We start from the raw sequence: 25,920 nt of genomic DNA, 5'->3' as shown, positions 1-25,920 counted from the left end.
TCCACCTCTCGGGCCATTGTCACCCGATCCCGCCATGTGGTGGTCTTTTCATCCCACCAAATCGTTCGACGTGGCGCGTCAGCCCTCAGGATCACCTCGGCGTAATGCTCGGGTATGACGCCGCTCCACCGGGAGTCAGGGGCCGGTCGGGGTGGATCGGGCGTCTGGCGGGGTCACCCGGCCCGGTGGCGCGGGGTCACCCGGCCCGGTGGACCACCGCGTCGCACAGCCCCTCCAGGGCCGCCTTCGCCGGGCCCTCGGGCAGCGGCGCCAGCATCGAACGGGCCTCCGCCGCATAGCGGACCGTGACCCGGCGGGCCCGCTCCAGCGCCGGATGGGCGCGCAGCCGCCGCAGGACCTCGGCATGGCGCGCGTCATCGGTGAGATCGCCCGCGAGCAGTTCGCACAGCTCGCGGTCCTCGGCCGAGCCGGTCGCCCCGGCCTGCTCCCGCACATAGAGCACGGGCAGGGTGGCCACGCCCTCGCGCAGATCGGTGCCGGGGGTCTTACCGGACTCATGGCTGTCGCTGGCGATGTCCAGCACGTCGTCGGCGAGCTGGAAGGCCATGCCGAGCCGCTCGCCGTACTGGGTGAGGATGCTGACGATGCTCTCGTCGGCGCCCGACATCATCGCGCCGAACCGGCCCGAGACGGCGATCAGCGAGCCCGTCTTGCCGGCCAGCACATCCAGGTAGTGCTCGACCGGGTCACGGCCGTCGCGGGGGCCCGCCGTCTCCAGGATCTGGCCGGTGACCAGCCGCTCGAACGCCTCGGCCTGGATCCGCACCGCCTCGGGGCCCAGGTCGGCCAGGATGTGCGAGGCCCGGGCGAAGAGGAAGTCGCCGGTGAGGACGGCCACCGAGTTGCCCCAGCGGGCGTTGGCGCTGGAGACGCCGCGCCGCACATCCGCCTCGTCCATCACATCGTCGTGGTACAACGTCGCCAGATGGGTGAGCTCGACGACCACGGCCGAGGGCACCACTCCGGGCGCGTGGGGGTCACCGAACTGGGCGGCCAGCAGCACCAGCAGGGGCCGGAACCGCTTCCCCCCGGCCCGCACCAGATGCTGGGCGGCCTCCGTGATGAAGGGCACATCGCTTTTCGTGGCCTCCAGCAGGCCCTCTTCGACCGCCGTCAGCCCGGCCTGGGTGTCGGCTTCCAGAGTCCGGTCCCGCACGCTCAGCCCCAAGGGCCCGACGAAGCTCACGGGGTACTCCTGTCTGCCTACGAATGACGCGAATGTCGATGTGTCGCTGCCTCCACCAACAGGCAGCGTATCCGGTCGGGTATCGATCACTGTTGGCGCCTTCCCGCCTTGTGCGCCTCTCACCGTTCTCTCCCGAACCCGACCGCTTCACATCGCAGTACCGCGATCGCAGCAGATCATTCACGCCCCGGACGCCCGACCGGACCCCGATCGACCGGCCGATGGCCGCGGGCGAGGCCCGCTCATCCGTGCATGGCGGCCACCGCCTTCGCCAGCCGTGGCGACGCGTTTCGCCGCCGCGGGCAGCCCGGTGACGTACGGCCCCGGGACCGAGGAGCCCTCACCGGCGTCGAGCCAGGGCCCCCGGCGCCGATGACCGCTACCGGATCGTTCATGAATCCCCCCAAGGTGTGGCGTTCACTTGGCGCGCCACCGCCGGTACAGCTGTGCCGCGCCGGGCCGCAGCGAGCGGGCCAGCATGGTGAAGAACGGCCTCATGTCGTCCCGCGCGGCCCAGGCGAGCTCGGTCCCGCTCGCCCGCGCCGGGGCGTGCGGGGCGGTGTAGCCACTGCGGCGGTAGGCGACCAGCGCAGGCAGGTCGAGGTTCTCGACCAGGAACCGCCGGGCCGGCCGCTGCGCGGCCCCGGGGACCGCGCGTCCGGTCAGATCGAGATGCTGGGCCCGTACGACATCGATCCGCGCCGCGTTCTCGAAGAGCCGGAACTGGGCGCCCATCCGCGGATTGAAGCCCAGCAGCTTGTACCGTCCGTCACGCCGGTCGAAGCGCCAGTCCAGATCGACGATCCCGCTGAAGCCGATCCGCTGGACGAACCGGGCCGCCCGCCGCGCCAGTTCCTCGTTCTCCACCACATAGGCGCACGCCGTCATGCCCGCGTGCGGCGGCCAGGACCGCACCTTGACCCCGGTGAACATCGCCAGCGGTGTGCTCCGGGCGTCGAAGTACGCGTGCACGATCCAGTCCTCGCCCTCCTCTCTCGGCAGATACTCCTGAAGGACCACCCCCGGCCGCGGCCCCCACCGCCGCGCCAGCTCCATCAGCTCCCGGGGGCCCTCGATCCGGGTGGTGCCGCACACCGCGGGCTTCTTCCGCCGCTCGAACGCCTCCCGGTTCTTGGCGACCACCGGAAACCGGGCGCCGGCCGCGAACGCCTTGACATCGGCGTAGGTGTCCGGGAAGACGCCCTCGGGCGTGGGCACCCCGTGCTTGACGCACAGCTCGTGCAGCCCCCGCTTGCTCGCCAGCCGTCTGGGCAACTCGGGCTCGGCGCGCGGGAAGAGGAAGCGGCCCTCCCCGGCGAGCCGGTCCGCGTGCTCGGCGATCAGCACCGCCGCCTCCTCGTCGGTGGGCAGCAGCACCGTCGGCCGGCCGATCGCCCGCCCCATCCGCAGCAGCCCCTCCACCAGCCGCTCCGGCCGCTCCTCGCCGGTGGTCGGCCAGACGAAGGCCCTCCTCAGATAGCGCGAGAGCGCCGCCGGGGTCCAACGGTCCTCGGTGACCGCGTACATGGGGACACCGAGACGCCCCAGGGACCGGATGGCTCCGACGCCGCCGTGATGCAGCGGATAGTGGCCGAACTTCACGATGAGAGCGGGCACGGAACGGTCCACCGCGAACGGCACGGCACTGCTCGCCACGAGCCCCCCTTGGTCACCGCAGCGCAGTGGCCCCCCCCACTGTGCGTGACCCTGATGAGGGACGCTACTTCGGAATCGCCGCCTCCAGCAAGGATTTTCCGGACATTGCCATCTCTTTAGGGAGTAGCCGACACTGTGTCATCCTCCTTGCCCCCGGCCTCCCGCATTGCTCGCGCCCGGCCACCGGCGCTTCCACGGCCACCGGCGCCGCCCAGACCACCGGCACTTCCACAGCCTCCGGCGCCGCCCTGGCCATCGGCATCGCCCTGGGCCTTCTCCGCGCTCCCCGCGCCTTAGGGTGTGCTGCGTCCCACAGTGACGAGGAGAAGGCGAGGCAGCCCCGATGCCGCAGCGATCCCCGCTGGACCTGCCCGAAGGCGACCCCTTCGGCCCGCACAACCTCCCCTATGGCGTCTTCACCGCGCCGCACGCTCCTCAGCTGCGGAAAATCGGGGTGCGCTACGGAAACCATGTGCTGGACGTGGGCGCCGCCGCGGCCGCCACCGCCTCCCCGCACGCCGAGCCGCTGGGGGCCGACACCCTCAACCCGCTGATGGCCGCGGGCCGCCCGGTCTGGCAGGCCGTGCGCGCCGAGGTGCTCGACTGGCTCACCGACCCGGCGCACCGCTCGACCATCGAGCCCCTGATGCATCCCCTCCCCACCGTGGCACTCCATCTCCCCTTCGAGGTGGCCGACTACGCCGACTTCTACGCGAGCGAGCACCACGCCACCAACACGGGCAGGATCTTCCGCCCCGACGGCGAGGCGCTCACCCCCAACTGGAAGCACATGCCGATCGGCTACCACGGCCGGGCCGGCACCATCCTCGTCTCGGGCACGCCCGTCGTCCGCCCGCAGGGCCAGCATCTGCCCCCGGCCGATACCTCCGCACCACACGCTTCCTCCCCCACTCCGGTCTTCGGCCCCTCCCTGCGCCTCGACTTCGAAGCGGAGGTGGCCTTCGTCGTCGGCGCCCCTTCCACTGTGAATACACCGGTGCCGCTCTCCGGGTTCCACGACCACGTCTTCGGCGTCTGTCTGCTCAACGACTGGTCCGCGCGCGACATCCAGGCGTGGGAGTACCGTCCGCTCGGCCCCTTCCTCGGCAAGTCCTTCGCCACCTCCCTCGCCGCCTGGGTCACCCCGCTGGACGCCCTCGCAGCGGCCCGTACCGGCCCTCCCGCCCGCGATGTCCCGCCCCTCCCCTACCTGGACGACAGCGCCACCGAGCCCGGCGGGCTCGATCTGCGCCTGGAGGTCGCCCTCAACGGCCACACGATCTCCCGCCCGCCCTTCTCCGCCATGTACTGGACCCCGGCCCAGCAGCTCGCCCACCTGACGGTGAACGGCGCCTCGCTGCGCACCGGCGACCTCTTCGCCTCCGGCACGGTCAGCGGTCCGCGCCCGGACGAGCTCGGCTGTCTCCTCGAACTCACCTGGGGCGGCCGCGAACCCCTGCGGCTCCCCGACGGCGCCCGGACCTTCCTGGAGGACGGCGACGAGGTCACCGTCACGGCCTGGGCGCCGGGCCCGCAGGGGACCCGTATCGGCCTGGGCGAGGTGACCGGCCAGGTCGTCCCCGCCACGCCCTGACGCGGCTGCTACGTTGTCGTGTTCCTGCCCTGACGATCCCGGACGATCGAGGAGAAGCACGTGAAGAAGGCAGTGAGCATCGCCGGCACGGTGGCGGCGGCCGCCCTGCTGCTGTCCGCATGCGGCAGTGACGGTGGCGACGACAAGAAGGACACCTCCAAGGACCCCTCCTCCGCGTCGAGCGCCCCGGCGGAGGGGGGCGCGGACGCGAAGGTCTCCGGCACCTATGTGGCGAAGGCCGGTGACGGGGCCGCCATCCTGTCCATCAGCGGCAAGAAGGCCGTTCTGATGGCCGACAAGCACATCTGCAACGGCGAGTACGCCGACATGGGCGGGAAGATGCTCATGCTCAAGTGCGCCGACGGAAACACCGACCGCAGCGCGGGCAAGGTCACCGCGAGCGCGGACGGCAAGACCCTCACGGTCGACTGGGACGCGCTCGCCAAGAATGACACCTTCATCAAGGCGACGCCCGGCGACCTCCCCTCGGGCATGCCGACATCGCTGCCCTCCGGCCTCCCGACCGATGTGCCGACCGACCTCCCGACCGGCTGAACCACGGCGCCGGACCCCCTCCGGCACCCAGGGCCCCTGGCGCGCAGGCGCGCCGGGGGCCCGCCGCGCACAGTGGCAGATCTTGCCGCCGCGGACACGAAACCGCAGGCAGAAGCGGTAGGAAAGCCGCCGTCAGGTGGCGCAATACTTCGGCAACACCATCGGCCCGACCCCGTCGGTATGGTCCCGATACGACCCAGCCGACCAGCAAACCCCCGGAGCCGGCCGATGCCAGCCGAACGCCCCCGCGAGCACGCCCCGCCGGTCGCCGCCGCGCGCCGCCGCCGGCTCCGTGCCGACCGGGCACGGCAACTCGCCGACCTGCTCCGCCACCAGGTCCTCACCGGCGGCTTCCCCGGGGGCGTGCTCCCCCTGGAGGACGCGCTCGGCCAGGACTACGGCGCCTCCCGCAACACCGTGCGCCAGGCGCTCGACCTGCTGCGCTCCGAGCGGCTGGTGGAGCGGCAGCCCGGGGTGGGCACGGTCGTGGTCGCGGAGAAGTACCCGCACGGCCTGGACCGGCTGATGGGCCTGGCCGAGACCCTCCACGAGCACGGCCGGGTCACCAATGAGGTGCGCACCGTCGGCCCCGTCCCCGCGCCCGCCTGCGTCGCGGACCGGCTGGGCGTCCCCGCCCGTTCCGATGTCCTCTACGTCGAGCGGCTGCGGCGGCTCGGCGGACTCCCGCTCTCCCTCGACCTCACCTACCTCCCGATGGACATCGGCGCCGACCTCATCGGCGCCGACCTGGAGAACACCGATGTCTTCCGGCTGATCGAGAAGATCACCGGACAGCCCCTGGGCACCGCCGAGATCACCCTCGAGGCCGTCAACGCCGACGCCCACTCGGCCGCCGTTCTCCAGGCCCCGCGCGGTGCGGCGGTCCTGATGCTGGAGCGGCTCACCCATCTGTGCGATGGACGCCCGGTGGACCTGGAGTTCATCCGGTTCCGCGGCGACCGGATCACCATGAGCGGCCAGTTGCGCCGCACCGCCTGAGACCACCCACCACACCCTCCGCCCCTTCACGCCCTTCCCTGGAGACAGCCATGCCTCTGGCGCCCCAGCGTGCCGATGTGCCGGTGACGATCGACGAGTCCAAGTGCATCGACGGCTGCACCCTGTGCGTGGACATGTGCCCCCTCGACTCCCTCGCGATCCACCCCGACAGCGGTAAGGCGTACATGCACGTCGACGAGTGCTGGTACTGCGGCCCGTGCGCCGCCCGCTGTCCCACCGGCGCGGTCACGGTCAACATGCCCTATCTCCTGAGGTGAAAGGCCCCTCGATGCAGCGCACGACCCTTCCGTCGGCCCTCGCCGCCGGCGCCCTGCTGCTGTCCCTCACCGGCTGCGGCGGCAACGCGGACGCGGACGGCAAGACCGTGACCGTCACCGTCGGCTACCAGTCCAAGACCATCAACACCGTGACCGCGGGTACCCTGCTGCGCTCGCTCGGGGCCTTCGAACGCGAGCTGCGCGCCCTGGGCCGCCGCGACGGCCATACGTACAAGGTGAAGTGGCAGGACTACGCCACCGGAGCGCCCATCACCGCGCAGATGATCGCCGGTAAGGTCGACATCGGATCGATGGGCGACTTCCCGCTCCTGATCAACTCCGGTCGCGGCACCCAGCTGAACGCGCCGACCCGCCTCGTCTCCGTCACCGGCTACAACCTGCGCGGCGGCCTCAATACGGTCCTCACCGCGCCCGGCTCCAAGCTGCGCGCCCTGTCCGGGCTGCGCGGCAAGAACGTCTCCACCAGCGTCGGCTCCGCCGCGGACGGCACGCTCGTGCGCGCCCTGCGACAGGCGGGCATCGACCCCGAGGGCGGCGTCCACAAGCTCAACCAGCAGCCCGCCGTGGGTGCCTCGGCCCTGGAGGCGGGCAGCGTGGACGCCCTCTCGCAGTTCGTCGCCTGGCCGGGGCTGCTCGCCTTCCAGGGCAAGGCCACGGCGCTGTACGACGGCGCCCGGCTGAACCTCCCCACCTTCCACGGGGTCACCACGCGCAAGGCGTTCGCCGACGAGCGCCCGGCCGTCGTCCAGGCGTTCCTCGCCGCCCAGATCGACGCCACCCGCTATCTGCGCGCACATCCGCTCGACGCCACCCGTAAGGTCGCCACCGCGACCGGGCTGCCGCCCGAAGTGGTCTATCTCTACAACGGCACCGGCGGCATCGCGACCTTCGACCCGACCCTCAAGCCACGGCTGACCGCCGCGCTCGAGAAGGACGTCCCGGTGCTGCGTGACGCCAAACTGGTCGGCCCGGTCGACGTGTCGTCCTTTGTCGACGACCGCTATCTCAAACGGGCGTACGGAAGTGCGGACGCCTACGCCAAGGCGCTGCGCGCCGCCCCGCCCGCCTCCCCGAACCAGCTCTGGCTCAAGGGCGAGGACCGGCTCCGCACCTTCGCCACCCCCACCGAGCTGCTGCGCTTCGCCGGAAGCCACCGAGACCGCGTCCGAGCCGCCTACGTACCCGACGCGGCCACCGGCACCCGGTGGTTCGCGGACCGGGCGATCTGGGTCCGCGACGGCCACGAGCTGCGGGCCTTCGTCACCCCGGACAACGCCCGCGGCTGGATCGCCGGCCACCCCGGCGCCCGTACCCTCAGCTATTCCGCGGCCCTGGCGGCGGCCCGATGAGCGCGCCCACCTCGTCCGTACGGCCCCGCCCGGCCCCGGAGGCCCCCGGAGCCCGGGGTGCCACCGCGCTCCGGCCGCTTCGGCACCGCCCCTGGGTCCGCTACGCCCTGCGCACCGCGTCGCTGCTGGCCGCGCTCGGACTGTGGCAGTTGCTCACCGCCCTCGACGTCAACCTGTGGCTGCGTTTCGCGCAGTTCCCGTCCGCCACCGATGTGGTCCGGGAGTTCGCCGACCGCCTCGGCACCGGCGCCTACTGGCAGGACCTGACCGACTCGCTCAGCCGCATCCTCACCGGGTTCGCGCTGGCCGCGGTCCTGGGCGTGGCGGTGGGCACCGCCATCGCCCGCTCCCCCCTCGTATCCGATCTGCTCGGCCCCGTCCTCGAGGTGTGCCGCCCGATCCCGGCCATCGCGCTGGTGCCGGTGGCGATCCTGATGTTCCCCAGCAATGAGCAGGGGATCATCTTCATCACCTTCACCGCCGCCTTCTTCCCGGTCATGGTGAGCACCCGGCACGCGGTCCGCGCGCTGGCCCCCGTCTGGGAGGAGGCGGTGCTGACCATGGGCGGCGGGCGCGGACGCGTCCTGGTGTCCGTCGTCCTGCCCGGGGCGCTGCCCGGGATCCTGGGCGGACTCTCCGTCGGCATCGGCGTCTCATGGATCTGTGTGATCTCGGCCGAGATGATCTCCGGGGCCTACGGGGTCGGCTACCGCACCTGGCAGGACTACACGATCGTCGACTACCCGGGCGTCTTCGTCGGCATGACCACGATCGGCGTGCTCGGCTGGCTCACCTCCACGGCGGTCGAGCTGGCCGGACGGCGGCTGACCCGATGGCTGCCCCGTACGGAGACCACGGGCCGGCCGGCGCCCGCGCCCAAGGAGGCAGCCACCCCGTGAGCACATCCGACGTCACCACCACCCCGGCCGCGCCGGCCGCCGAAGCCGCCGCCCCGCCGGGCGTACGACTACGCCTGGAGGGCGCCGCCCTCGGCCGCCCCGGCGCACCCGTCCTCCACGGTCTCGACCTGGACGTCGCGCCCGGTGACATCCTTACGGTCGTCGGCCCGTCCGGATGCGGCAAATCCACCCTGCTGCGCACCCTCGCCGGGCTGCTGCCGGCCCTCGGCGGGCGGGTCACCCAGGACGGCACCGCGATCACCCGGCCGCACGCCGACCGGGCGCTGATCTTCCAGGAGGACGCGCTGCTGCCCTGGCGCACCCTCCGCGCCAACGTCGAACTCCCGCTCGCCATACGGGGCGTACCGCGCACCGAGCGCCGCGGCCGGGCCGAGGCGTGGCTGGAGCGCGTCGGGCTGGCCGAGCACAGGGGGCGGCTGCCGCACCGGGTCTCGGGCGGCCAGCGGCAGCGCGCGCAGCTCGCCCGGGCGCTCGTCGGCGAGCCACGCGCCGTCCTCATGGACGAGCCGTTCGGCGCGCTCGACGCACAGACCCGGGCCGGGATGCAGCGGCTGCTGGTCGAGGTGCTCCAGGGCACCCGCGCCACCGTCGTCTTCGTCACCCACGACGTGGACGAGGCGCTGTTCCTCGGCGACCGGGTGGCGCTGCTGGGCGGCGCGGGGGGCGGCGGCCGGGTGCTGGACATCCCGCATCCGCGCGAGCGCGCCGCCCATGACGCCGCGGCGACCGTCGCGCTGCGCCGTCAGGTTCTCGAATCCCTCGGCATGTGAAAGGCCCAACTGGCGTGAACAAAAGGGAGCACAGGGAGCGTTCGGAGCACGGTGCGCGCCCGGAGAGCAGGGAGCGCCCGGAGAACGGGGAGCACGTGGCGCACGGGGAGTACCTGGCAGGCGGGGAGCACCTGGCAGGCGGGAAGCACGTGGCGGACGCCGCGGCCGTGGAGATCCCCGCCCTCGCCGCGGCCGAGGAGCTGACCTGCGACGTCCTCGTCATCGGCGGCGGCACGGCCGGCACCATGGCGGCGCTCACCGCCGCCGAGCACGGCTCCTCCGTCCTCCTCCTCGAAAAGGCGCACGTCCGCCACTCGGGCGCGCTCGCCATGGGCATGGACGGCGTCAACAACGCCGTCATCCCCGGCCGGGCCGAACCCGATGACTACGTAGCCGAGATCACCCGCGCCAACGACGGCATCGTCGACCAGTCCACCGTGCGCCAGACCGCCACCCGCGGCTTCGCCATGGTCAAGCGGCTGGAGCGGTACGGGGTGAAGTTCGAGAAGGACGAGCACGGCGAGTACGCGGTCCGCCAGGTGCACCGCTCCGGCTCGTACGTACTGCCGATGCCCGAGGGCAAGGACGTCAAGAAGGTCCTGTACCGGCAGTTGCGGCGGCGTGAGATGCGCGAGCGGATCCGCATCGAGAACCGGGTGATGCCGGTCCGGGTGCTCACCGCGGGCGGCCGGGCCGTCGGCGCCGCCGGATTCCACACCCGCACCGGCCAGTTCGTCACCGTGCGCGCCGGGGCGGTGATCCTGGCCACCGGCGCCTGCGGGCGGCTCGGCCTGCCCGCGAGCGGCTATCTCTACGGCACGTACGAGAACCCCACCAACGCGGGCGACGGCTACGCCATGGCGTATCACGCGGGCGCCGAGCTGACCGGGATCGAGTGCTTCCAGATCAATCCGCTGATCAAGGACTACAACGGCCCGGCCTGCGCCTATGTCGCCAATCCCTTCGGCGGCTACCAGGTCAACCGGCACGGTGAGCGGTTCGTCGACTCCGACTACTGGTCGGGGCAGATGATGTCGGAGTTCGCGGCGGAGGTGGCGAGCGAGCGCGGCCCGGTCTACCTCAAGCTCAGCCATCTGCCGGAGGAGTCGGTGGCCGCGCTGGAGTCCATCCTGCACTCCACCGAACGCCCCACCCGCGCCACCTTCCACGCGGGGCGCGGCCATGACTACCGCACCCATGACGTGGAGATGCACATCTCCGAGATCGGGCTGTGCGGCGGCCACTCGGCCTCGGGGGTACGGGTCGACGCCCACGCCCGGACCACGGTCCCCGGTCTGTACGCGGCCGGTGACCTGGCCTGCGTACCGCACAACTACATGATCGGGGCCTTTGTCTTCGGCGATCTGGCGGGCGAGGACGCCTCCCGCCAGACGGCGTACCGGGGCGAACTGCCCCCGGATCAGCTCGCCGAGGCGCATGAGCTGATCTACGCCCCGCTGCGGAACCCCGGGGGGCCGCCGCAGCCGCAGGTGGAGTACAAGCTCCGGCGCCTGGTCAACGACTATGTGGCGCCGCCCAAGAGCGGCGCCCGGCTGTCGCTCGCCATCGAGGCGTTCGAGCGGATGCGCGGGGACATCGCGGCGATGGGGGCCCATACGCCGCATGAGCTGATGCGTTGCGCCGAGGTGAGCTTCATCCGCGACTGCGCGGAGATGGCCGCGCGCTCCTCGCTGGCCAGGACGGAGAGCCGGTGGGGGCTCTACCACGAGCGGACCGACCATCCGCTGCGCGATGACGAGGGCTGGCTGCACCATCTGGACGTGCGCAAGTCGGCGTCGGGGGCGATGGAGTTCACCGCGCGTCCCGTCGCCCCGTATCTCGTCCCGGTGGCGGAGTACGCGCCTACGGGCGGGCCGTCCCGCCCGCTCGGGGAGGTGCGGCCGGAGCAGGTGGCCACGGCGGGGCCGCGTGAGAGTGCGCCGCGGGTGGACGAGGGCCGTGGCCGTAGCGAGGTCACGGGCGTCTCGGCCGCCCGTACGGCCGTCTCTTCCGCCTCGCCGCGCATCCTCGAACTGCTCGCCCTCGCCGAGGAGCAGCCCGAACTCGCCGCGCTCCGGCCCTATCTGGCCGACCCCGACCCCGCGGTGCGGCGGGCCGCCGTCGCCGCGCTGACCGAGACCGCGCCGCCGGGCACCGGCCCGGCCCTCGCGGCGGCCCTGGCCGACGCGGACGCCGGCGTACGCGCCGATGCCGCGGCCTCGCTGCGGGAACTGGTCGAGGTGCTGCCCCCGGAGCCCGCTCTGCGCGAACCCCTGGTCCACGGGCTGGCCGTGGCCGATCCGGTGGTGCGGGCGGCGGCGCTCGACGTCCTGCGCGCGCTGGGCCTCGGCGACGCGGAGCTGTTCGCGCGGGCGCTGACGGACGATGCGGCGGATGCGGCGGTCGGGGTCCGCCTCCAGGCCGTACGGGGGCTGGTGTCGGTGGACGCGCTCAGCGCGCTGGAGCCGGGAGCGGTGGACGCGTCGCGTGAGGTGAGGGTGGCGACGGCGGGGGCGCTGGGGACTCTGGCTGCCGGCGGGCGGGCGGCGGATGCCCGGCGGCTGCTCGAGCCGCTGTTGCGGGACCCGGACGTCCTGGTCCGGGCCGCCGCCCTGGAGGCCCTGGCCTCGGCGGGGTGCCCGGCGCCGCTGGACGCCGAGGCGGTGGCGGCGCTGGGTGATGCCGCCTGGCAGGTGCGCAAGGGGGCGGCGACGGCGCTGTCCGCGGCGGCGCCGGGGATGGGCGTTCCGGCGCTGGCCCGTGCCGTGGCCGACCCGCACGCGGATGTCCGTAAGGCGGCGGTCTTGGCCCTGTTGCCGCTGGCGGAGCAGGAATCGGCCGCTTGGGAGGCCCTGTCCTCGGTTCGCTCCGACCCGGACGCGGATGTCCGCGCGTACGCGGCCAAGGCGACGGCCTAGGGTCGTCGCCTGCGGCGCGCTCGCCCCACCCCGCCCCTCCCCGAAACCGAGGGCTCCGCCCCCGGCCCCCCACCGGGGCTCCGCCCCGAACCCCGCTCCTCAATCGCCGGAGAGGCTGAAATCGCCCCCACGGCCCCGGACCTACGCACCCGGTCACCGTCGCGCTATCGCCACCGTGGCGAGGTCCAAGGGCGCGGCCACTGGTTCGGGAAGGGGCGGGGTGGGGAACGGCTCCGCCCCGACGCGGACACCGTCATGGTGCCTCTGCCCAGCCGGGGCCAAGGGGCGGAGCCCCCGGATCCGGGAAGGGCGACGCAAGGGACGCCTCCGCCCCGACCCGGACACCGTCGCGATGCCCCCACCGGCGCGGGGTCCAGGGGCACGGCCCCCGGTTCGGGAAGGGGCGGGGTGGGGAACGGCTCCGGCCGGGCGCGGGCACCGTCTTGGTGTCCGGCCCGGCCGGGGTCAGGGGGCTCAGCCCCTTGGGTTCGACTGGGGGTGGTTAGCGGACGAAGACTCCCGCCTGGCTCGCGAGGTCCAGGAAGTACTGCGGAGCGACGCCCAGGACCAGCGTGACCGTCACGCCGATCGCGATGGCCGACGAGGTCAGCGGGGACGGCACGGCCACGGACGGGCCGTCCGTGCGCGGTTCGCTGAAGAACATCAGCACGATCACCCGGATGTAGAAGAACGCGGCGACCGCCGAGGAGATCACACCGATCACCACCAGCGCACCCGCCCCACCGTCTGCCGCCGCCTTGAAGACCGCGAACTTCCCGGCGAAGCCGCTGGTCAGCGGGATACCGGCGAAGGCCAGCAGGAAGACCGCGAAGACGGCGGCCACCAGGGGCGAACGGCGGCCGAGGCCGGCCCACTTGGACAGGTGGGTGGCCTCGCCGCCCGCGTCGCGCACCAGGGTGACCACCGCGAAGGCGCCGAGGGTCACGAAGGAGTACGCGGCGAGGTAGAAGAGGACGGAGGAGATGCCGTCGGGCGTGGTGGCGATGACACCGGCCAGGATGAACCCGGCGTGGGCGATCGAGGAGTACGCCAGCAGCCGCTTCACATCGGTCTGGGTGACGGCCACGATCGCGCCGCCCAGCATGGTGACGATGGCGACGCCCCACATCACCGGCCGCCAGTCCCAGCGCAGCCCGGGCAGTACGACGTACAGCAGCCGCAGCAGCGCGCCGAAGGCCGCGACCTTGGTGGCCGCTGCCATGAAGCCGGTCACCGGCGTCGGGGCGCCCTGGTAGACGTCGGGGGTCCACATGTGGAACGGCACGGCGCCGATCTTGAACAGCAGCCCCATCAGCACCATCGCCCCGCCGATCAGCAGCAGCGCGTCATTGCCCATGGTCCCGGCGAGCGCCGGGGTGACGTTCCTGACCTGGCCGTCGACGACGTCCGCGATCCCGGAGTAGGAGACCGTGCCCGCGTAGCCGTACAGCAGGGCGATGCCGAAGAGCAGGAACGCCGAGGAGAAGGCGCCCAGCAGGAAGTACTTGACCGCGGCCTCCTGCGACAGCGCGCGCTGGCGCCGGGCCAGCGCGCACAGGATGTACAGCGGCAGGGAGAAGACCTCCAGCGCCACGAAGAGCGTCAGCAGATCGTTGGCGGACGGGAAGACCAGCATGCCGCCGACCGCGAAGAGGACCAGCGGAAAGACCTCGGTGGTGGTGAACCCCGCCTTGACGGCGGCCTTTTCGGCGTCGCCGCCGGGCACGGCGGCGGCCTGGGCCGCGAAGGAGTCGACGCGGTTGCCGTGCACCACCGGATCCAGCCGCCGCTCGGCGAAGGTGAACACCGCCACCAGCGCGACCAGGAGAATGGTCCCCTGGAGGAAGAGCGCCGGTCCGTCGACCGCGATCGCGCCCATGGCCGCGACACGGGCCTTGCTGGTGCCGTAGTCACCGGCGGCGAGGCCGATCACGGCGGCGAAGGCCGCGGCCAGGGCGACCACGGAGACGAACAGCTGCGCCACGTACCGCTGGCGGCGCGGAATGAACGCCTCGATCAGGACGCCGACGATCGCGGCGCCGAGCACGATCAGCGTGGGCGACAGCTGGCCGTACTCGATATCGGGCGACGGGATCTTGTCGGGCGCCGCCGCCGCTGTTGTCCACAGGCTGTGGACAGTGGCCGCGTGGGTCACTTGGCACCTCCGGAAGCACCGTCGTGGGGGGCACCGCCGTGGTTGGCGCCCTCGGGCATCGGGCTGTAGCTGAACCAGCCCGCATCGGTCACGGGGTGATCGGGCTTGGGATCCTTCTTGTCCACCACGGACATCGTGTGGTCGACCGCCGGGTTGACGATGTCGGCCAGCGGCTTCGGATAGACCCCGAGGAAGATCAGCAGCGCGATGAGCGGGGCCACGACGACCAGCTCACGCACCCGCAGATCGGGCATGGACCGCACCTCGGCCTTCACCGGACCGGTCATGGTGCGCTGGTAGAGGATCAGGACGTAGAGCGCCGCAAGCACTATTCCGACAGTCGCGATCACGCCGAGCGCCGGATACCGGCTGAACGTGCCGACCAGGACCAGGAATTCGCTGATGAACGGCGCGAGCCCGGGCAGCGAGAGGGTGGCGAGCCCGCCGATCAGGAAGGTGCCGGCGAGCACCGGGGCCACCTTCTGCACCCCGCCGTAGTCGGCGATGAGCCGCGAACCGCGCCGGGTGATCAGGAAGCCGGCCACCAGCATCAGCGCGGCGGTGGAGATGCCGTGGTTGACCATGTAGAGCGTGGCGCCGCCCTGGCCCTGGGTGGTCATCGCGAAGATGCCCAGGATGATGAAGCCGAAGTGGGAGATCGAGGCATAGGCGATCAGCCGCTTGATGTCCCGCTGACCGATCGCCAGCAGCGCCCCGTAGATGATGCTGATGAGCGCGAGGATCATGATCGCCGGGGTGGCCCACTTGCTGGCCTCCGGGAAGAGCTGGAGGCAGAAGCGGAGCATCGCGAAGGTGCCGACCTTGTCGACCACCGCGGTGATCAGCACGGCGACCGGGGCGGTGGACTCCCCCATCGCGTTGGGCAGCCAGGTGTGCAGCGGCCACAGCGGCGCCTTCACCGCGAAGGCGAAGAAGAAGCCGAGGAAGAGCAGCCGCTCGGTGCTGGACGCCATGTCCAGATGGCCGCCCGCCCGCGCCTGGACGATCTCCTGGAGCGAGAAGGTGCCGGTGCCGAGCTGATCGGCGGTGACCGCGTACAGACCGACCACCGCGGCGAGCATGATCAGCCCGCCCGCCAGGTTGTAGAGCAGGAACTTCACCGCGGCGTACGAGCGCTGAGTGGCCGTCTCCTCCTCGGAGCGGCCCCCGGCCCGGTCCCCGAAGCCCCCGATGAGGAAGTACATCGGGATCAGCATGGCCTCGAAGAAGATGTAGAAGAGGAAGACGTCGGTGGCCTCGAAGGAGATCACCACCATGGCCTCGACCATCAGGATCAGCGCGAAGAAGCCCTGGGTTGGCCGCCAGCGGCGATTGGGGCGGGCGCCTTCCAGCGGATCGGCGTCATGCCAGCCCGCCAGGATGATGAAGGGGATGAGCACGGCGGTGAGCGCGATCAGCGCGACCGCGATCCCGTCCACGCCCAGTTCGTAGCGGACGCCGAAGTCCTTGATCCAGGCGTGCGATTCGGTGAGCTGGAAGCGGGCGCCGCCGGGGTCGAAGCGGACCAGCACGACCGCCGCGAGGGCGAGGGTGGCCAGGGAGAAGCCCAGCGCCACCCACTTGGCGGCGGCGCGCTGGGCGGCGGGCACGGCGGCGGTGGCCACCGCGCCGAGCGCGGGGACCACGGCCGTGGCCGTCAGCAGGGGAAATGACATGACTCAGACCGCCCTCATCAGCAGGGTCGCGGCGATGAGCACCGCCGTACCGCCGAACATCGAGACCGCGTACGTACGGGCATAGCCGTTCTGGAGCTTTCGCAGCCGGCCGGAGAGCCCGCCGACCGAGGCCGCGGTGCCGTTGACCACCCCGTCGACCAGCTTGTGGTCGACATAGACCAGACCACGGGTCAGATACTGGCCTGGTTTGACGAGCGCGACATGGTTGAAGTCGTCCTGGAGCAGATCGCGCCGGGCGGCCCGGGTGAGCAGCGATCCGCGGGGCGCGGTGCGCGGCACCGGCCGGCGTCCGTACTGCGCCCAGGCGAGGGCGACACCGATCACCAGCACCACCATCGTCCCGGCGGTGACCGCCGCGGCGCTGAGCGGGGAGTCGCCGTGGCTGTGGCCGGTGACCGGCTCCAGCCACTTCAGGAACGCGTCGTTGACGCTGAACAGCCCGCCCGCGAAGACCGATCCCACGGCCAGGACGATCATGGGGATGGTCATGGACGAGGGCGACTCGTGCGGATGCGGCTCGGCGTGCGCCCCGGCCGACTCGGCGGCGGGCTCGGCGCTGGGTTCCTCGGGCGAGGGCGTGGTGCCCCAGCGCTTCTCGCCGAAGAAGGTCAGCAGCATCACCCGCGTCATGTAGTACGCGGTGATGGCCGCGCCCAGCAGGGCCGCGCCGCCGAGGATCCAGCCCTCGGTGCCGCCCTTGGCGAACGCCGCCTCGATGATCTTGTCCTTGGACCAGAAGCCGGACAGCCCGGGGAAGCCGATGATCGCGAGATAGCCGAGCCCGAAGGTGACGAAGGTGATCGGCATGTACGTCCGCAGACCGCCGTACTTGCGCATGTCGACCTCGTCGTTCATGGCGTGCATGACCGACCCGGCCCCGAGGAAGAGCCCCGCCTTGAAGAAGCCGTGGGTCACCAGGTGCATGATCGCGAAGACATAGCCGATCGGGCCGAGCCCGGCGGCCAGGATCATGTAGCCGATCTGCGACATGGTGGACCCGGCCAGGGCCTTCTTGATGTCGTCCTTGGCACAACCGACGATCGCACCGAAGAGGAGCGTGACCGCGCCGACCGCGACCACCGCGGCCTGGGCGTCCGGCGCGGCGTTGAAGATCGCGCCGGAGCGGGTGATCAGATACACGCCCGCGGTCACCATGGTCGCCGCGTGGATCAGGGCCGAGACCGGGGTCGGGCCCTCCATCGCGTCCCCGAGCCAGGACTGGAGCGGCACCTGGGCCGACTTGCCGCAGGCCGCGAGGAGCAGCATCAGCCCGATCGCGGTGAGCTTGCCCTCGCTCGCGTCACCCGCGCTGGTCAGCACCGGGGCGAAGGTGAAGGTCCCGAAGGTCGTGAACATCAGCATGATCGCGATCGACAGGCCGACGTCGCCGACGCGGTTGACGATGAACGCCTTCTTCGCCGCCGTGGCCGCGCTGGGCTTGTGCTGCCAGAAGCCGATGAGCAGGTACGAGGCGAGGCCGACGCCCTCCCAGCCGACGTACAGCAGCAGGTAGTTGTCGGCGAGGACGAGCAGCAGCATCGCCGCGAGGAAGAGATTGAGATAGCCGAAGAAGCGGCGGCGGCGCTCGTCGTGCTCCATATAGCCGATCGAGTAGATGTGGATCAGCGTGCCCACACCGGTGATCAGCAGGACGAAGGTCATGGACAGCTGGTCGAGCTGGAAGGCGACGTCCGCGCGGAAGCCGCCCACCGGGATCCAGCTGAAGACCTTGCTGTGCAGGGCCCGGTCGTGCTCGCCGCGGCCGAGCATGTCGGCGAAGAGCACGGCGCCGATGACGAAGGAGGCGGCGGCGAGCACCGTGCCGATGTAGTGGCCCTTGCCGTCCAGCCGCCGCCCTCCGCACAGCAGCAGGGCCGCGCCGAGCAGCGGGACCGCGACAAGCAATCCGATGAGGTTCTCCACGTGAACGCGACCCCTTCTAGAGCTTCATCAGGCTGGCGTCGTCGACCGAGGCCGAGTGGCGGGAGCGGAAGACGGTCACGATGATCGCGAGACCGACCACAACCTCCGCCGCGGCCACGACCATCGTGAAGAAGGCGATGATCTGGCCGTCGAGATTGCCGTGCAGCCGGGAGAAGGTGACGAACGCCAGGTTGCACGCGTTCAGCATCAGCTCGACGCACATGAAGAGGACGATCGCGTTCCGCCTGATGACGACGCCGGCCGCACCAATGGTGAACAACAGGGCGGCCAGGTAGAGGTAGTTGACCGGATTCACTTGGCGACTCCCCTCGGATTCGGCGCACTGCCCGCGTTCTCGCCGTTCTCACCGTTCTCGGAAGTGCCCGGCTCCCCGGCGCTCCCGGACGGCTTCCCGGTCTCGTGCTTCCGACCCAGCCAGCGCTGCGAGCGCTGCTCCAGCGCCGCCAGCTCGGCCAGCGCCTCGCTGGAGACGTCCCGGATCTGACCGCGGCCGCGCAGCGTGGCGTTGACGGTGAGGTCGGACGGGGTGCCGTCGGGCAGCAGACCGGGGATGTCCACCGCGTTGTGCCGCGCGTACACACCGGGGGCGGGCAGCGGCGGCACGTTCCGGCCGGTGCGCACCCGCGCCTCGGACTGCTCGCGCTGGGTGCGGGCCCGCTCGGTGCGCTCGCGGTGGGTCAGCACCATCGCGCCGACCGCCGCGGTGATCAGCAGCGCGCCGGTGATCTCGAAGGCGAAGACGTACTTGGTGAAGATCAGCGACGCCAGGCCCTCCACATTGCCGCCGGAGTTGGCCTGGCCCAGGCCGTTCCACGTCTTCAGCGAGGCATTGCCGATCCCGGCGCACAGCAGGATGCCGAAGCCGAGCCCGCAGAGGGCGGCGAGCCAGCGCTGCCCCTTCAGGGTCTCCTTGAGGGAGTCGGCGGCGGTGACACCGACCAGCATCACCACGAAGAGGAACAGCATCATGATCGCGCCGGTGTAGACGACGATCTGGACGACGCCCAGGAAGTACGCGCCGTTGGCGAGGTAGAAGATCGCCAGGACGATCATGGTGCCCGCCAGGCACAGGGCGCTGTGCACGGCCTTGTGCATCAGGATCGTGCACAGCGCGCCGATCACGGCGACGGTGCCGAGCACCCAGAACTGGAGGGCCTCACCGGTGGAGGTGGTGGAGGCCGCCGCGGCCAGAGCGCCGCTCATGCCTGCACCCCCTGCTGCCGCTCCTGCTGCCCCTCCTGCGACTCCTCGTTCCCCGCGGCCTGGTCGGACAGGGTCTCGCCCTTGCTGACCGCCACCTGCTGGGTGGTGCCGGGCGCGGCCTCGGTCACCAGGCCCCGGTAGTAGTCCTGCTCGTCGGTGCCGGGGTAGATGGCGTGCGGGGAGTCGACCATCCCGTCCTCGAGACCCGCGAGCAGCTCCTCCTTGGTGTAGATGAGCGATTCGCGGGTGCGGTCGGCGAGCTCGTACTCATTGGTCATGGTGAGCGCCCGGGTGGGGCACGCCTCGACGCACAGACCGCACAGGATGCAGCGCAGATAGTTGATCTGGTAGACGCGGCCGTAGCGCTCTCCTGGCGAGTAGCGCTCCTCGTCGGTGTTGTCCGCGCCCTCCACATAGATCGCGTCGGCGGGGCAGGCCCAGGCGCACAGCTCGCAGCCGACGCACTTCTCCAGCCCGTCCGGGTGCCGGTTGAGCTGGTGGCGTCCGTGGAAGCGGGGCGCGGTGGGCTTCTTCACCTCTGGGTACTGTTCGGTGAGCCGCTTCTTGAACATGGCCTTGAAGGTCACGCCGAAGCCGGCCACCGGATTCTGGAAGTCAGACACCGTCGGCCTCCTTTCCGTCACTGACAGTGTCGGGGCCACCACTGACAATCAACTCACGCTCGGTGCGCGGACGTCGGCGGGGGACGGGCGGCAAGGTCTGGCCGGGCAGCGGCGGCACCGGGAAACCTCCCGCCATCGGATCGAAGGCGGGCTCCGGTCCCTGTTCCGCTCCGGCCTCGGCCTGCGCCGAACGGTCGCGGAAGAAGTCGACCACGAAGGACAGCAGCAGCAGCGCGATCACCGCGCCGCCCACGTAGAGCACGATGTCCTGGTAGTCGTAGTTCTCGTTGCGCAGCGCCCGGACGGTGGCGACCAGCATCAGCCAGACCATCGAGATCGGGATGAGCACCTTCCAGCCCAGCTTCATGAACTGGTCGTAGCGGACGCGCGGCAGCGTGCCGCGCACCCAGATGAAGACGAACAGCGATGTCACGACCTTGCCGACGAACCACAGCAGCGGCCACCAGCCGTGGTTGGCGCCCTCCCAGAAGGTGCTGATCGGCCAGGGCGCCCGCCAGCCACCGAGGAAGAGGGTGACGGCGACCATCGAGACGGTGACCATGTTGATGTACTCGGCGAGCATGAACATCGCGAACTTGATCGAGGAGTACTCGGTGTTGAAGCCGCCGACCAGGTCGCCCTCGGACTCCGGCATGTCGAACGGCGCCCGGTTGGTCTCACCGATCATCGAGACGATGTAGATGAGGAACGAGACCGGCAGCAGCACCGCGTACCAGCGGTCCTGCTGCGATTCCACGATCTGCGAGGTCGACATCGACCCGGAGTAGAGGAAGACCGCCGCGAAGGAGAGCCCCATCGCGATCTCGTAGCTGATCATCTGGGCGCAGGAGCGCAAGCCCCCCAGGAGCGGATACGTCGATCCGGAGGACCAGCCCGCCAGCACGATGCCGTAAATGCCGACCGAGGCGGTGGCGAGGATGTAGAGGACGGCGATCGGCAGATCGGTCAGCTGCATCGCGGTGCGGTGCCCGAAGACCGAGACCTCGCCGCCGGCCGGACCGAACGGCATCACCGCGACCGCCATGAAGGCGGGGATGGCCGCGACGACCGGCGCCAGGACGTAGACCACCTTGTCCGCGCCCTTGACGACCACGTCCTCCTTGAGCATCAGCTTCACGCCGTCCGCGAGGGACTGGAGCATGCCCCAGGGGCCGTGGCGGTTGGGGCCGATGCGCAGCTGCATCCAGCCGACCACCTTGCGCTCCATGACGATGGAGATGAGCACCGTCACCATCAGGAACGCGAAGCAGAAGACGGCCTTGATCACGATCAGCCACCACGGGTCGCGGCCGAACATCGACAGGTCCTCTGCGGCGAGAATCCTCACTGGGTCACCTCCGTCGCGGGGGCAGTGATCGTCACGACATCGCCGGGGCGGGCCCCCAGATCGCGCTGGACACCGCCGCCTACGGAGGCCAGCGGCAGCCAGACCACCCGGTCGGGCATCGCGGTGACGCTCAGCGGCAGCTGGACCGAGCCGGCCGGGCCGGTGACGCGGACGACTTGGCCGTCCTCGACCCCCGCCTCACCCGCCGTGGCCGCCGACAGCCGGGCCACGGCCGCGTGGCGGGTCCCGGCCAGCGCCGGATCGCCGTCCTGGAGCCGGCCCTGGTCGAGCAGCAGCCGATGGCCGGCGAGCACCGCCTCGCCCTCGGCCGGCCGGGGCAGCGGACCGCCCGTCTCCAGCGAGGCGGTGGCGCGCGGGCCCTGCCAGGTGCCCAGCCGGGTCATCTCGGCGCGTACCGCCTCGACGTCCGGCAGGTCCAGGGGCGCGTCCAGCGCGTCGGCCAGCATGTGCAGCACCCGGGCGTCCGGGAGCGTATGGCGGCTGGTCATCTGGTCGGGCTTGAGCGCCGCCTCGAACGGCCGGGCCCGGCCCTCCCAGTTGAGGAAGGTGCCGGACTTCTCGACGACCGCCGCGACCGGCAGCACCACATCGGCCCGCTCGGTGACCTCCGAGGGCCGCTGCTCCAGGCTGACCACGAAGTCCACGGCGTCCAGGGCCTCCAGGGCCCGCGCCGGATCGGGCAGATCGGCGACCTCGACGCCCGCGACCAGCAGCGCGCCGAGCCCGCCGACCGCGGCGGCCTCGATGATCTGGCCGGTGTCCCGGCCCACCTGGTGCGGCAGGTCGACGGTGCCCCAGACGGAGGAGACCTCCTCACGGGCCCGCGGATCGTGCGCCGGGCGGCCGCCGGGCAGCAGCCCGGGCAGCGCCCCCGCCTCGATCGCGCCCCGCTCCCCCGCCCGGCGCGGAATCCAGGCGAGCGTGGCGCCGGTGGCGGCGGCGGCCCGTACGGCGGCGGTGAGCCCGCCGGCCACGGACGCCAGCCGCTCGCCGACGATGATCACCGCGCCCTCCTGGCGCAGCGCCTCGGCGGCCCGCTCGCCGTCCGCGTCCAGACCGGTGCGGCCCGCGATGGCGTCCAGCCACTCGGTCTCGGTGCCCGGGGCGGCCGGCAGCAGGGTGCCGCCCGCCTTCTCGAGACCCCGGGTGGCGTGGGTGGCGATCGAGAAGGTGCGCTGTCCGTGCTTGCGGTGCGCCTTGCGCAGCCGCAGGAAGACGCCGGGCGACTCCTCCTCGGCCTCGAAGCCGGCCAGCAGCACGGCCGGGGCCTTCTCCAGCGCGCCGTAGGTGAGTCCGCCGCCGTCCAGGTCACGCCCCCGGCCCGCGATGTGGGTGGCCAGGAAGTCGGCCTCCTCGTCGCTGTGGAGACGGGCCCGGAAGTCGATGTCGTTGGTGTCCAGGGCGAGCCGCGCGAACTTCGCGTAGGCGTAGGCGTCCTCGACGGTCAGCCGGCCGCCGGTGAGCACGCCGGTGCGGCCGCGCGCCATGCTGAGCCCGTCGGCCGCCGCGGCCAGTGCCTCGGGCCAGCTCGCCGGCTCCAGCTTCCCCGTCTCGCGGTCGCGCACCAGCGGGGTGGTGAGCCGCTCCGGCAGCTGGGCGTAGCGGAAGCCGAAGCGCCCCTTGTCGCAGATCCACTCCTCGTTGACCTCGGGGTCGTCCGCCGCCAGCCGCCGCATGACCTTGCCGCGCCGGTGGTCGGTGCGGGTGGCGCAGCCGCCCGCGCAGTGCTCGCACACGCTCGGCGAGGAGACCAGGTCGAAGGGGCGGGAGCGGAAGCGGTACGCCGCCGAGGTCAGGGCGCCCACCGGGCAGATCTGGATGGTGTTCCCGGAGAAGTACGACTCGAACGGGTCGCCCTCCCCGGTGCCCACCTGCTGGAGCGCGCCCCGCTCCAGCAGCTCGATCATCGGGTCGCCCGCGATCTGGTTGGAGAAGCGGGTGCAGCGCGCGCAGAGCACACAGCGCTCGCGGTCCAGCAGCACCTGGGCCGAGATCGGCACCGGCTTGGCGAACGTCCGCTTCTGGCCCTCGAACCGGCTGTCGGCCTGTCCGGCGCTCATCGCCTGGTTCTGGAGCGGGCATTCACCGCCCTTGTCGCAGACCGGGCAGTCCAGCGGGTGGTTGATCAGCAGCAGCTCCATCACCCCGCGCTGGGCCTTCTCGGCCACCGGCGAGGTGAGCTGCGTCTTGACCACCATCCCGTCGGTGCAGGTGATGGTGCAGGAGGCCATCGGCTTGCGCTGGCCCTCCACCTCGACGATGCACTGGCGGCAGGCGCCGGCCGGGTCGAGGAGCGGATGGTCACAGAACCGCGGGATCTCGATGCCGAGCAGTTCGGCGGCGCGGATGACCAGCGTCCCCTTGGGAACGGAGATCTCGATTCCGTCGATGGTGACGGAGACCAGATCCTCTCGCGGCACCGCCGCCTCCCCGCCCGACGAGGGTGCGTTGGTGGTCACGGTCATGCGTTCACCCCCAGGTGAGTGGAGCGCGGCTCGTCGGCCCACACGGTGGACTTGGCCGGGTCGAACGGACAGCCTCCGCCGGTGATGTGCTGCTCGTACTCCTCGCGGAAGTACTTCAGCGAGGAGAAGATGGGGCTGGCCGCGCCGTCGCCGAGGGCGCAGAAGGACTTGCCGTTGATGTTGTCGGCGATGTCGGCCAGCTTGTCGAGGTCCTCCATGCGGCCCTTACCGGCCTCGAGGTCGCGCAACAGCTGGACCAGCCAGTAGGTGCCCTCGCGGCAGGGTGTGCACTTGCCGCAGGACTCATGCGCGTAGAACTCGGTCCAGCGGGTCACGGCCCGCACCACGCAGGTGGTCTCGTCGAAGCACTGGAGCGCCTTGGTGCCCAGCATCGACCCGGCCGCGCCCACGCCCTCGTAGTCCAGCGGGACGTCGAGGTGCTCATCGGTGAGCAGCGGGGTGGACGAGCCGCCCGGGGTCCAGAACTTCAGCCGGTGGCCCGGGCGCATCCCGCCGCTCATGTCGAGCAGCTGGCGCAGGGTGATCCCGAGCGGGCCCTCGTACTGTCCGGGGTTGGCCACATGGCCGGACAGCGAGTAGAGCGTGAAGCCCGGGGACTTCTCGCTGCCCATCGAACGGAACCATTCCTTGCCCTTGTTGAGGATCGCGGGAACCGAGGCGATGGATTCGACGTTGTTGACAACAGTGGGGCACGCGTACAGACCGGCGACCGCGGGGAAGGGAGGCCGCAGCCGGGGCTGGCCGCGGCGGCCCTCCAACGAGTCCAGCAGCGCGGTCTCCTCACCACAGATGTACGCGCCGGCGCCCGCGTGCACGGTGATGTCGAGACCGGGCAGTCCGTCCACCCCGAGCTTCCGCCGCCGCTGTTCCGCGGTGCCGAGGTAGCCCTCCTCGTACGCCTCGCGCACGGCCTCGTGCAGCCGACGCAGCACGGGGACGACCTCGCCGCGCAGATAGATGAAGGCGTGTTCGGAGCGGATGGCATGACAGGCGATGATCATGCCCTCGATGAGCGAGTGCGGATTGGCGTAGAGAAGGGGGATGTCCTTGCAGGTGCCCGGTTCCGACTCATCGGCGTTGACGACGAGATAGTGCGGCTTGCCGTCGCCCTGCGGAATGAACTGCCACTTCATCCCGGTGGGGAAGCCGGCGCCGCCGCGGCCGCGCAGACCCGCGTCCTTCACCAGCGCGATCACCGCGTCGGGGTCCATCGCGAGGGCCTTGCGCATGCCCTCGTAGCCCTCGTGCCGCAGATAAGTGCGCAGGGACCAGGAGTTCGGCTGGTCCCAGAACGCGGAGAGCACCGGTGCCAGCAGCTTCTCGGGGCTGTGCCCATTGACCTCGGTTGTCACGGTCATCACTCCCCCTCCTCGGCGACCGGACCGGCCGGGTGGTGCGGATCGGAGGCGGAGGTCCGCTGCGGCGCGTCATGCGAGCTGGGATGCGTCGGCGGCGCCTCGTCCTGCGGGGCGCCGGCGGACCTCGGCGAGACGACCCGGCCGGGGGCGACCTCGCCCTTGGCCAGCCGCAGCCCGACCAGCGAGGCGGGCCCCGCGGAGCCTCCGGCCTCGACGGCACCCGGACGGGCGTCGGGGAAGCCGGCCAGGATCCGGGCGGTCTCCTTGTAGGTGCACAGCGGCGCGCCCCGGGTCGGCTCGACGGTCCGGCCCGCCCGCAACTCGTCGACCAGCGCCTTGGCGGATTCGACGGTCTGGTTGTCGAAGAACTCCCAGTTGACCATCACCACGGGTGCGTAGTCGCAGGCCGCGTTGCACTCGATGTGCTCCAGGGTGACCTTGCCGTCCTCGGTGGTCTCCCCGTTGCCCACCCCCAGATGGCTCTGGAGCTCCTCGAAGATCGCGTCGCCGCCCATCACCGCGCACAGGGTGTTGGTGCACACCCCCACCTGATAGTCGCCGGAGGGCTTGCGCCGGTACATCGTGTAGAAGGTGGCGACCGCGGTGACCTCGGCGGTGGTCAGGCCCAGCATCTCGGCGCAGAACCGCATGCCGGTGCGGGTGACATGGCCCTCCTCGGACTGCACCAGGTGCAGCAGCGGCAGCAGTGCGCTGCGGCTGTCCGGGTAGCGGGCGATCACCTCCCGGGCGTCCTCCTCGAGCCGGGTGCGCACCTCGGCCGGGTAGTCGGGGGCCGGCAGATCCGGCATCCCCAGCTG

General features: G+C 71.5%; 20 protein-coding genes. 8 read left to right on the top strand and 12 right to left on the bottom strand.

Features of this window, described 5'->3' with window-relative positions; genetic code table 11:
- Window positions 1-196 precede the first annotated feature (196 nt).
- Both KHP12_RS29465 and KHP12_RS29460 read right to left on the bottom strand, forming a co-directional pair.
- The gene (locus KHP12_RS29465; RefSeq protein ID WP_086886428.1) at window positions 197-1,207 is read right to left on the bottom strand and encodes a polyprenyl synthetase family protein; all 1,011 of its coding nucleotides are present in this window, start codon (window positions 1,205-1,207) and stop codon (window positions 197-199) included.
- Window positions 1,208-1,624: 417 nt separating this feature from the next.
- A complete protein-coding gene (locus KHP12_RS29460) occupies window positions 1,625-2,863 on the bottom strand; it encodes a carboxylate--amine ligase (RefSeq protein ID WP_244203500.1) in 1,239 nt (412 codons plus the stop codon).
- 343 nt (window positions 2,864-3,206) lie between these two features.
- Between KHP12_RS29460 and fahA the strand changes: the two genes are divergently transcribed.
- From fahA to KHP12_RS29420, 8 genes are all read left to right on the top strand, one after another.
- Entirely contained in the window at window positions 3,207-4,457 is a 1,251-nt protein-coding gene (gene fahA, locus KHP12_RS29455; RefSeq protein ID WP_210609666.1) for a fumarylacetoacetase, read from the top strand.
- A gap of 60 nt (window positions 4,458-4,517) precedes the next feature.
- Complete coding sequence (locus tag KHP12_RS29450; RefSeq protein WP_037955209.1) at window positions 4,518-5,012, top strand: hypothetical protein; 495 nt, start codon at window positions 4,518-4,520, stop codon at window positions 5,010-5,012.
- A gap of 228 nt (window positions 5,013-5,240) precedes the next feature.
- A complete protein-coding gene (locus tag KHP12_RS29445; protein ID WP_086881555.1) occupies window positions 5,241-6,011 on the top strand; it encodes a GntR family transcriptional regulator in 771 nt (256 codons plus the stop codon).
- A gap of 50 nt (window positions 6,012-6,061) precedes the next feature.
- The gene (locus KHP12_RS29440) at window positions 6,062-6,289 is read left to right on the top strand and encodes a 4Fe-4S dicluster domain-containing protein (RefSeq protein WP_014054080.1); all 228 of its coding nucleotides are present in this window, start codon (window positions 6,062-6,064) and stop codon (window positions 6,287-6,289) included.
- An 11-nt stretch (window positions 6,290-6,300) separates the two neighbouring features.
- Complete coding sequence (locus KHP12_RS29435) at window positions 6,301-7,659, top strand: ABC transporter substrate-binding protein (RefSeq protein ID WP_086881554.1); 1,359 nt, start codon at window positions 6,301-6,303, stop codon at window positions 7,657-7,659.
- Window positions 7,656-8,558, top strand: coding sequence for an ABC transporter permease (locus KHP12_RS29430; RefSeq protein WP_244202752.1), 903 nt, complete (start codon window positions 7,656-7,658; stop codon window positions 8,556-8,558). Before KHP12_RS29435 ends, KHP12_RS29430 begins: the two co-directional genes overlap by 4 nt.
- A complete protein-coding gene (locus KHP12_RS29425) occupies window positions 8,555-9,349 on the top strand; it encodes an ABC transporter ATP-binding protein (RefSeq protein ID WP_372455235.1) in 795 nt (264 codons plus the stop codon). The genes KHP12_RS29430 and KHP12_RS29425 overlap by 4 nt, the downstream gene beginning before the upstream one ends.
- A 167-nt stretch (window positions 9,350-9,516) precedes the next feature.
- Window positions 9,517-12,267, top strand: a complete 2,751-nt coding sequence (locus tag KHP12_RS29420) for a fumarate reductase/succinate dehydrogenase flavoprotein subunit (protein ID WP_211834926.1) — start codon at window positions 9,517-9,519, stop codon at window positions 12,265-12,267.
- Window positions 12,268-12,769: 502 nt separating this feature from the next.
- Here the strand turns inward: KHP12_RS29420 and nuoN are convergent.
- The 10 genes from nuoN to nuoE are packed head-to-tail and all read right to left on the bottom strand — an operon-like array spanning window position 12,770 to window position 25,911.
- Window positions 12,770-14,422, bottom strand: coding sequence for an NADH-quinone oxidoreductase subunit NuoN (gene nuoN, locus KHP12_RS29415; RefSeq protein ID WP_210609664.1), 1,653 nt, complete (start codon window positions 14,420-14,422; stop codon window positions 12,770-12,772).
- Window positions 14,419-16,098, bottom strand: a complete 1,680-nt coding sequence (locus tag KHP12_RS29410) for an NADH-quinone oxidoreductase subunit M (protein ID WP_086882925.1) — start codon at window positions 16,096-16,098, stop codon at window positions 14,419-14,421. Before KHP12_RS29410 ends, nuoN begins: the two co-directional genes overlap by 4 nt.
- 3 nt (window positions 16,099-16,101) lie before the next feature.
- Window positions 16,102-18,042, bottom strand: coding sequence for an NADH-quinone oxidoreductase subunit L (gene nuoL / locus KHP12_RS29405; protein ID WP_037955215.1), 1,941 nt, complete (start codon window positions 18,040-18,042; stop codon window positions 16,102-16,104).
- Window positions 18,043-18,058: 16 nt separating this feature from the next.
- Entirely contained in the window at window positions 18,059-18,358 is a 300-nt protein-coding gene (gene nuoK, locus KHP12_RS29400; RefSeq protein WP_009715954.1) for an NADH-quinone oxidoreductase subunit NuoK, read from the bottom strand.
- Entirely contained in the window at window positions 18,355-19,266 is a 912-nt protein-coding gene (locus tag KHP12_RS29395) for an NADH-quinone oxidoreductase subunit J (protein ID WP_086882926.1), read from the bottom strand. The genes nuoK and KHP12_RS29395 overlap by 4 nt, the downstream gene beginning before the upstream one ends.
- Window positions 19,263-19,889 carry an NADH-quinone oxidoreductase subunit NuoI gene (gene nuoI, locus KHP12_RS29390; protein ID WP_240812983.1) on the bottom strand — a complete coding sequence of 209 codons (627 nt, stop codon included), beginning with the start codon at window positions 19,887-19,889 and terminating at the stop codon, window positions 19,263-19,265. The genes KHP12_RS29395 and nuoI overlap by 4 nt, the downstream gene beginning before the upstream one ends.
- Window positions 19,882-21,207, bottom strand: a complete 1,326-nt coding sequence (gene nuoH / locus KHP12_RS29385) for an NADH-quinone oxidoreductase subunit NuoH (RefSeq protein ID WP_214665101.1) — start codon at window positions 21,205-21,207, stop codon at window positions 19,882-19,884. Before nuoH ends, nuoI begins: the two co-directional genes overlap by 8 nt.
- A 26-nt stretch (window positions 21,208-21,233) precedes the next feature.
- Window positions 21,234-23,723: an NADH-quinone oxidoreductase subunit G gene (locus KHP12_RS29380; protein ID WP_086882927.1), complete on the bottom strand. Its 2,490-nt coding sequence runs from the start codon at window positions 23,721-23,723 to the stop codon at window positions 21,234-21,236.
- Window positions 23,720-25,102, bottom strand: a complete 1,383-nt coding sequence (nuoF, locus tag KHP12_RS29375; RefSeq protein ID WP_037955224.1) for an NADH-quinone oxidoreductase subunit NuoF — start codon at window positions 25,100-25,102, stop codon at window positions 23,720-23,722. Before nuoF ends, KHP12_RS29380 begins: the two co-directional genes overlap by 4 nt.
- The gene (gene nuoE, locus KHP12_RS29370) at window positions 25,102-25,911 is read right to left on the bottom strand and encodes an NADH-quinone oxidoreductase subunit NuoE (protein ID WP_086882935.1); all 810 of its coding nucleotides are present in this window, start codon (window positions 25,909-25,911) and stop codon (window positions 25,102-25,104) included. The genes nuoF and nuoE overlap by 1 nt, the downstream gene beginning before the upstream one ends.
- Between the last annotated feature and the right edge of the window lie 9 nt (window positions 25,912-25,920).

The organism is Streptomyces asiaticus (assembly GCF_018138715.1).
Taxonomy (GTDB): domain Bacteria; phylum Actinomycetota; class Actinomycetes; order Streptomycetales; family Streptomycetaceae; genus Streptomyces; species Streptomyces asiaticus.
Note: the sequence above shows the minus strand (reverse complement) of the source record. Positions and strands in the feature narration are given on the sequence as shown.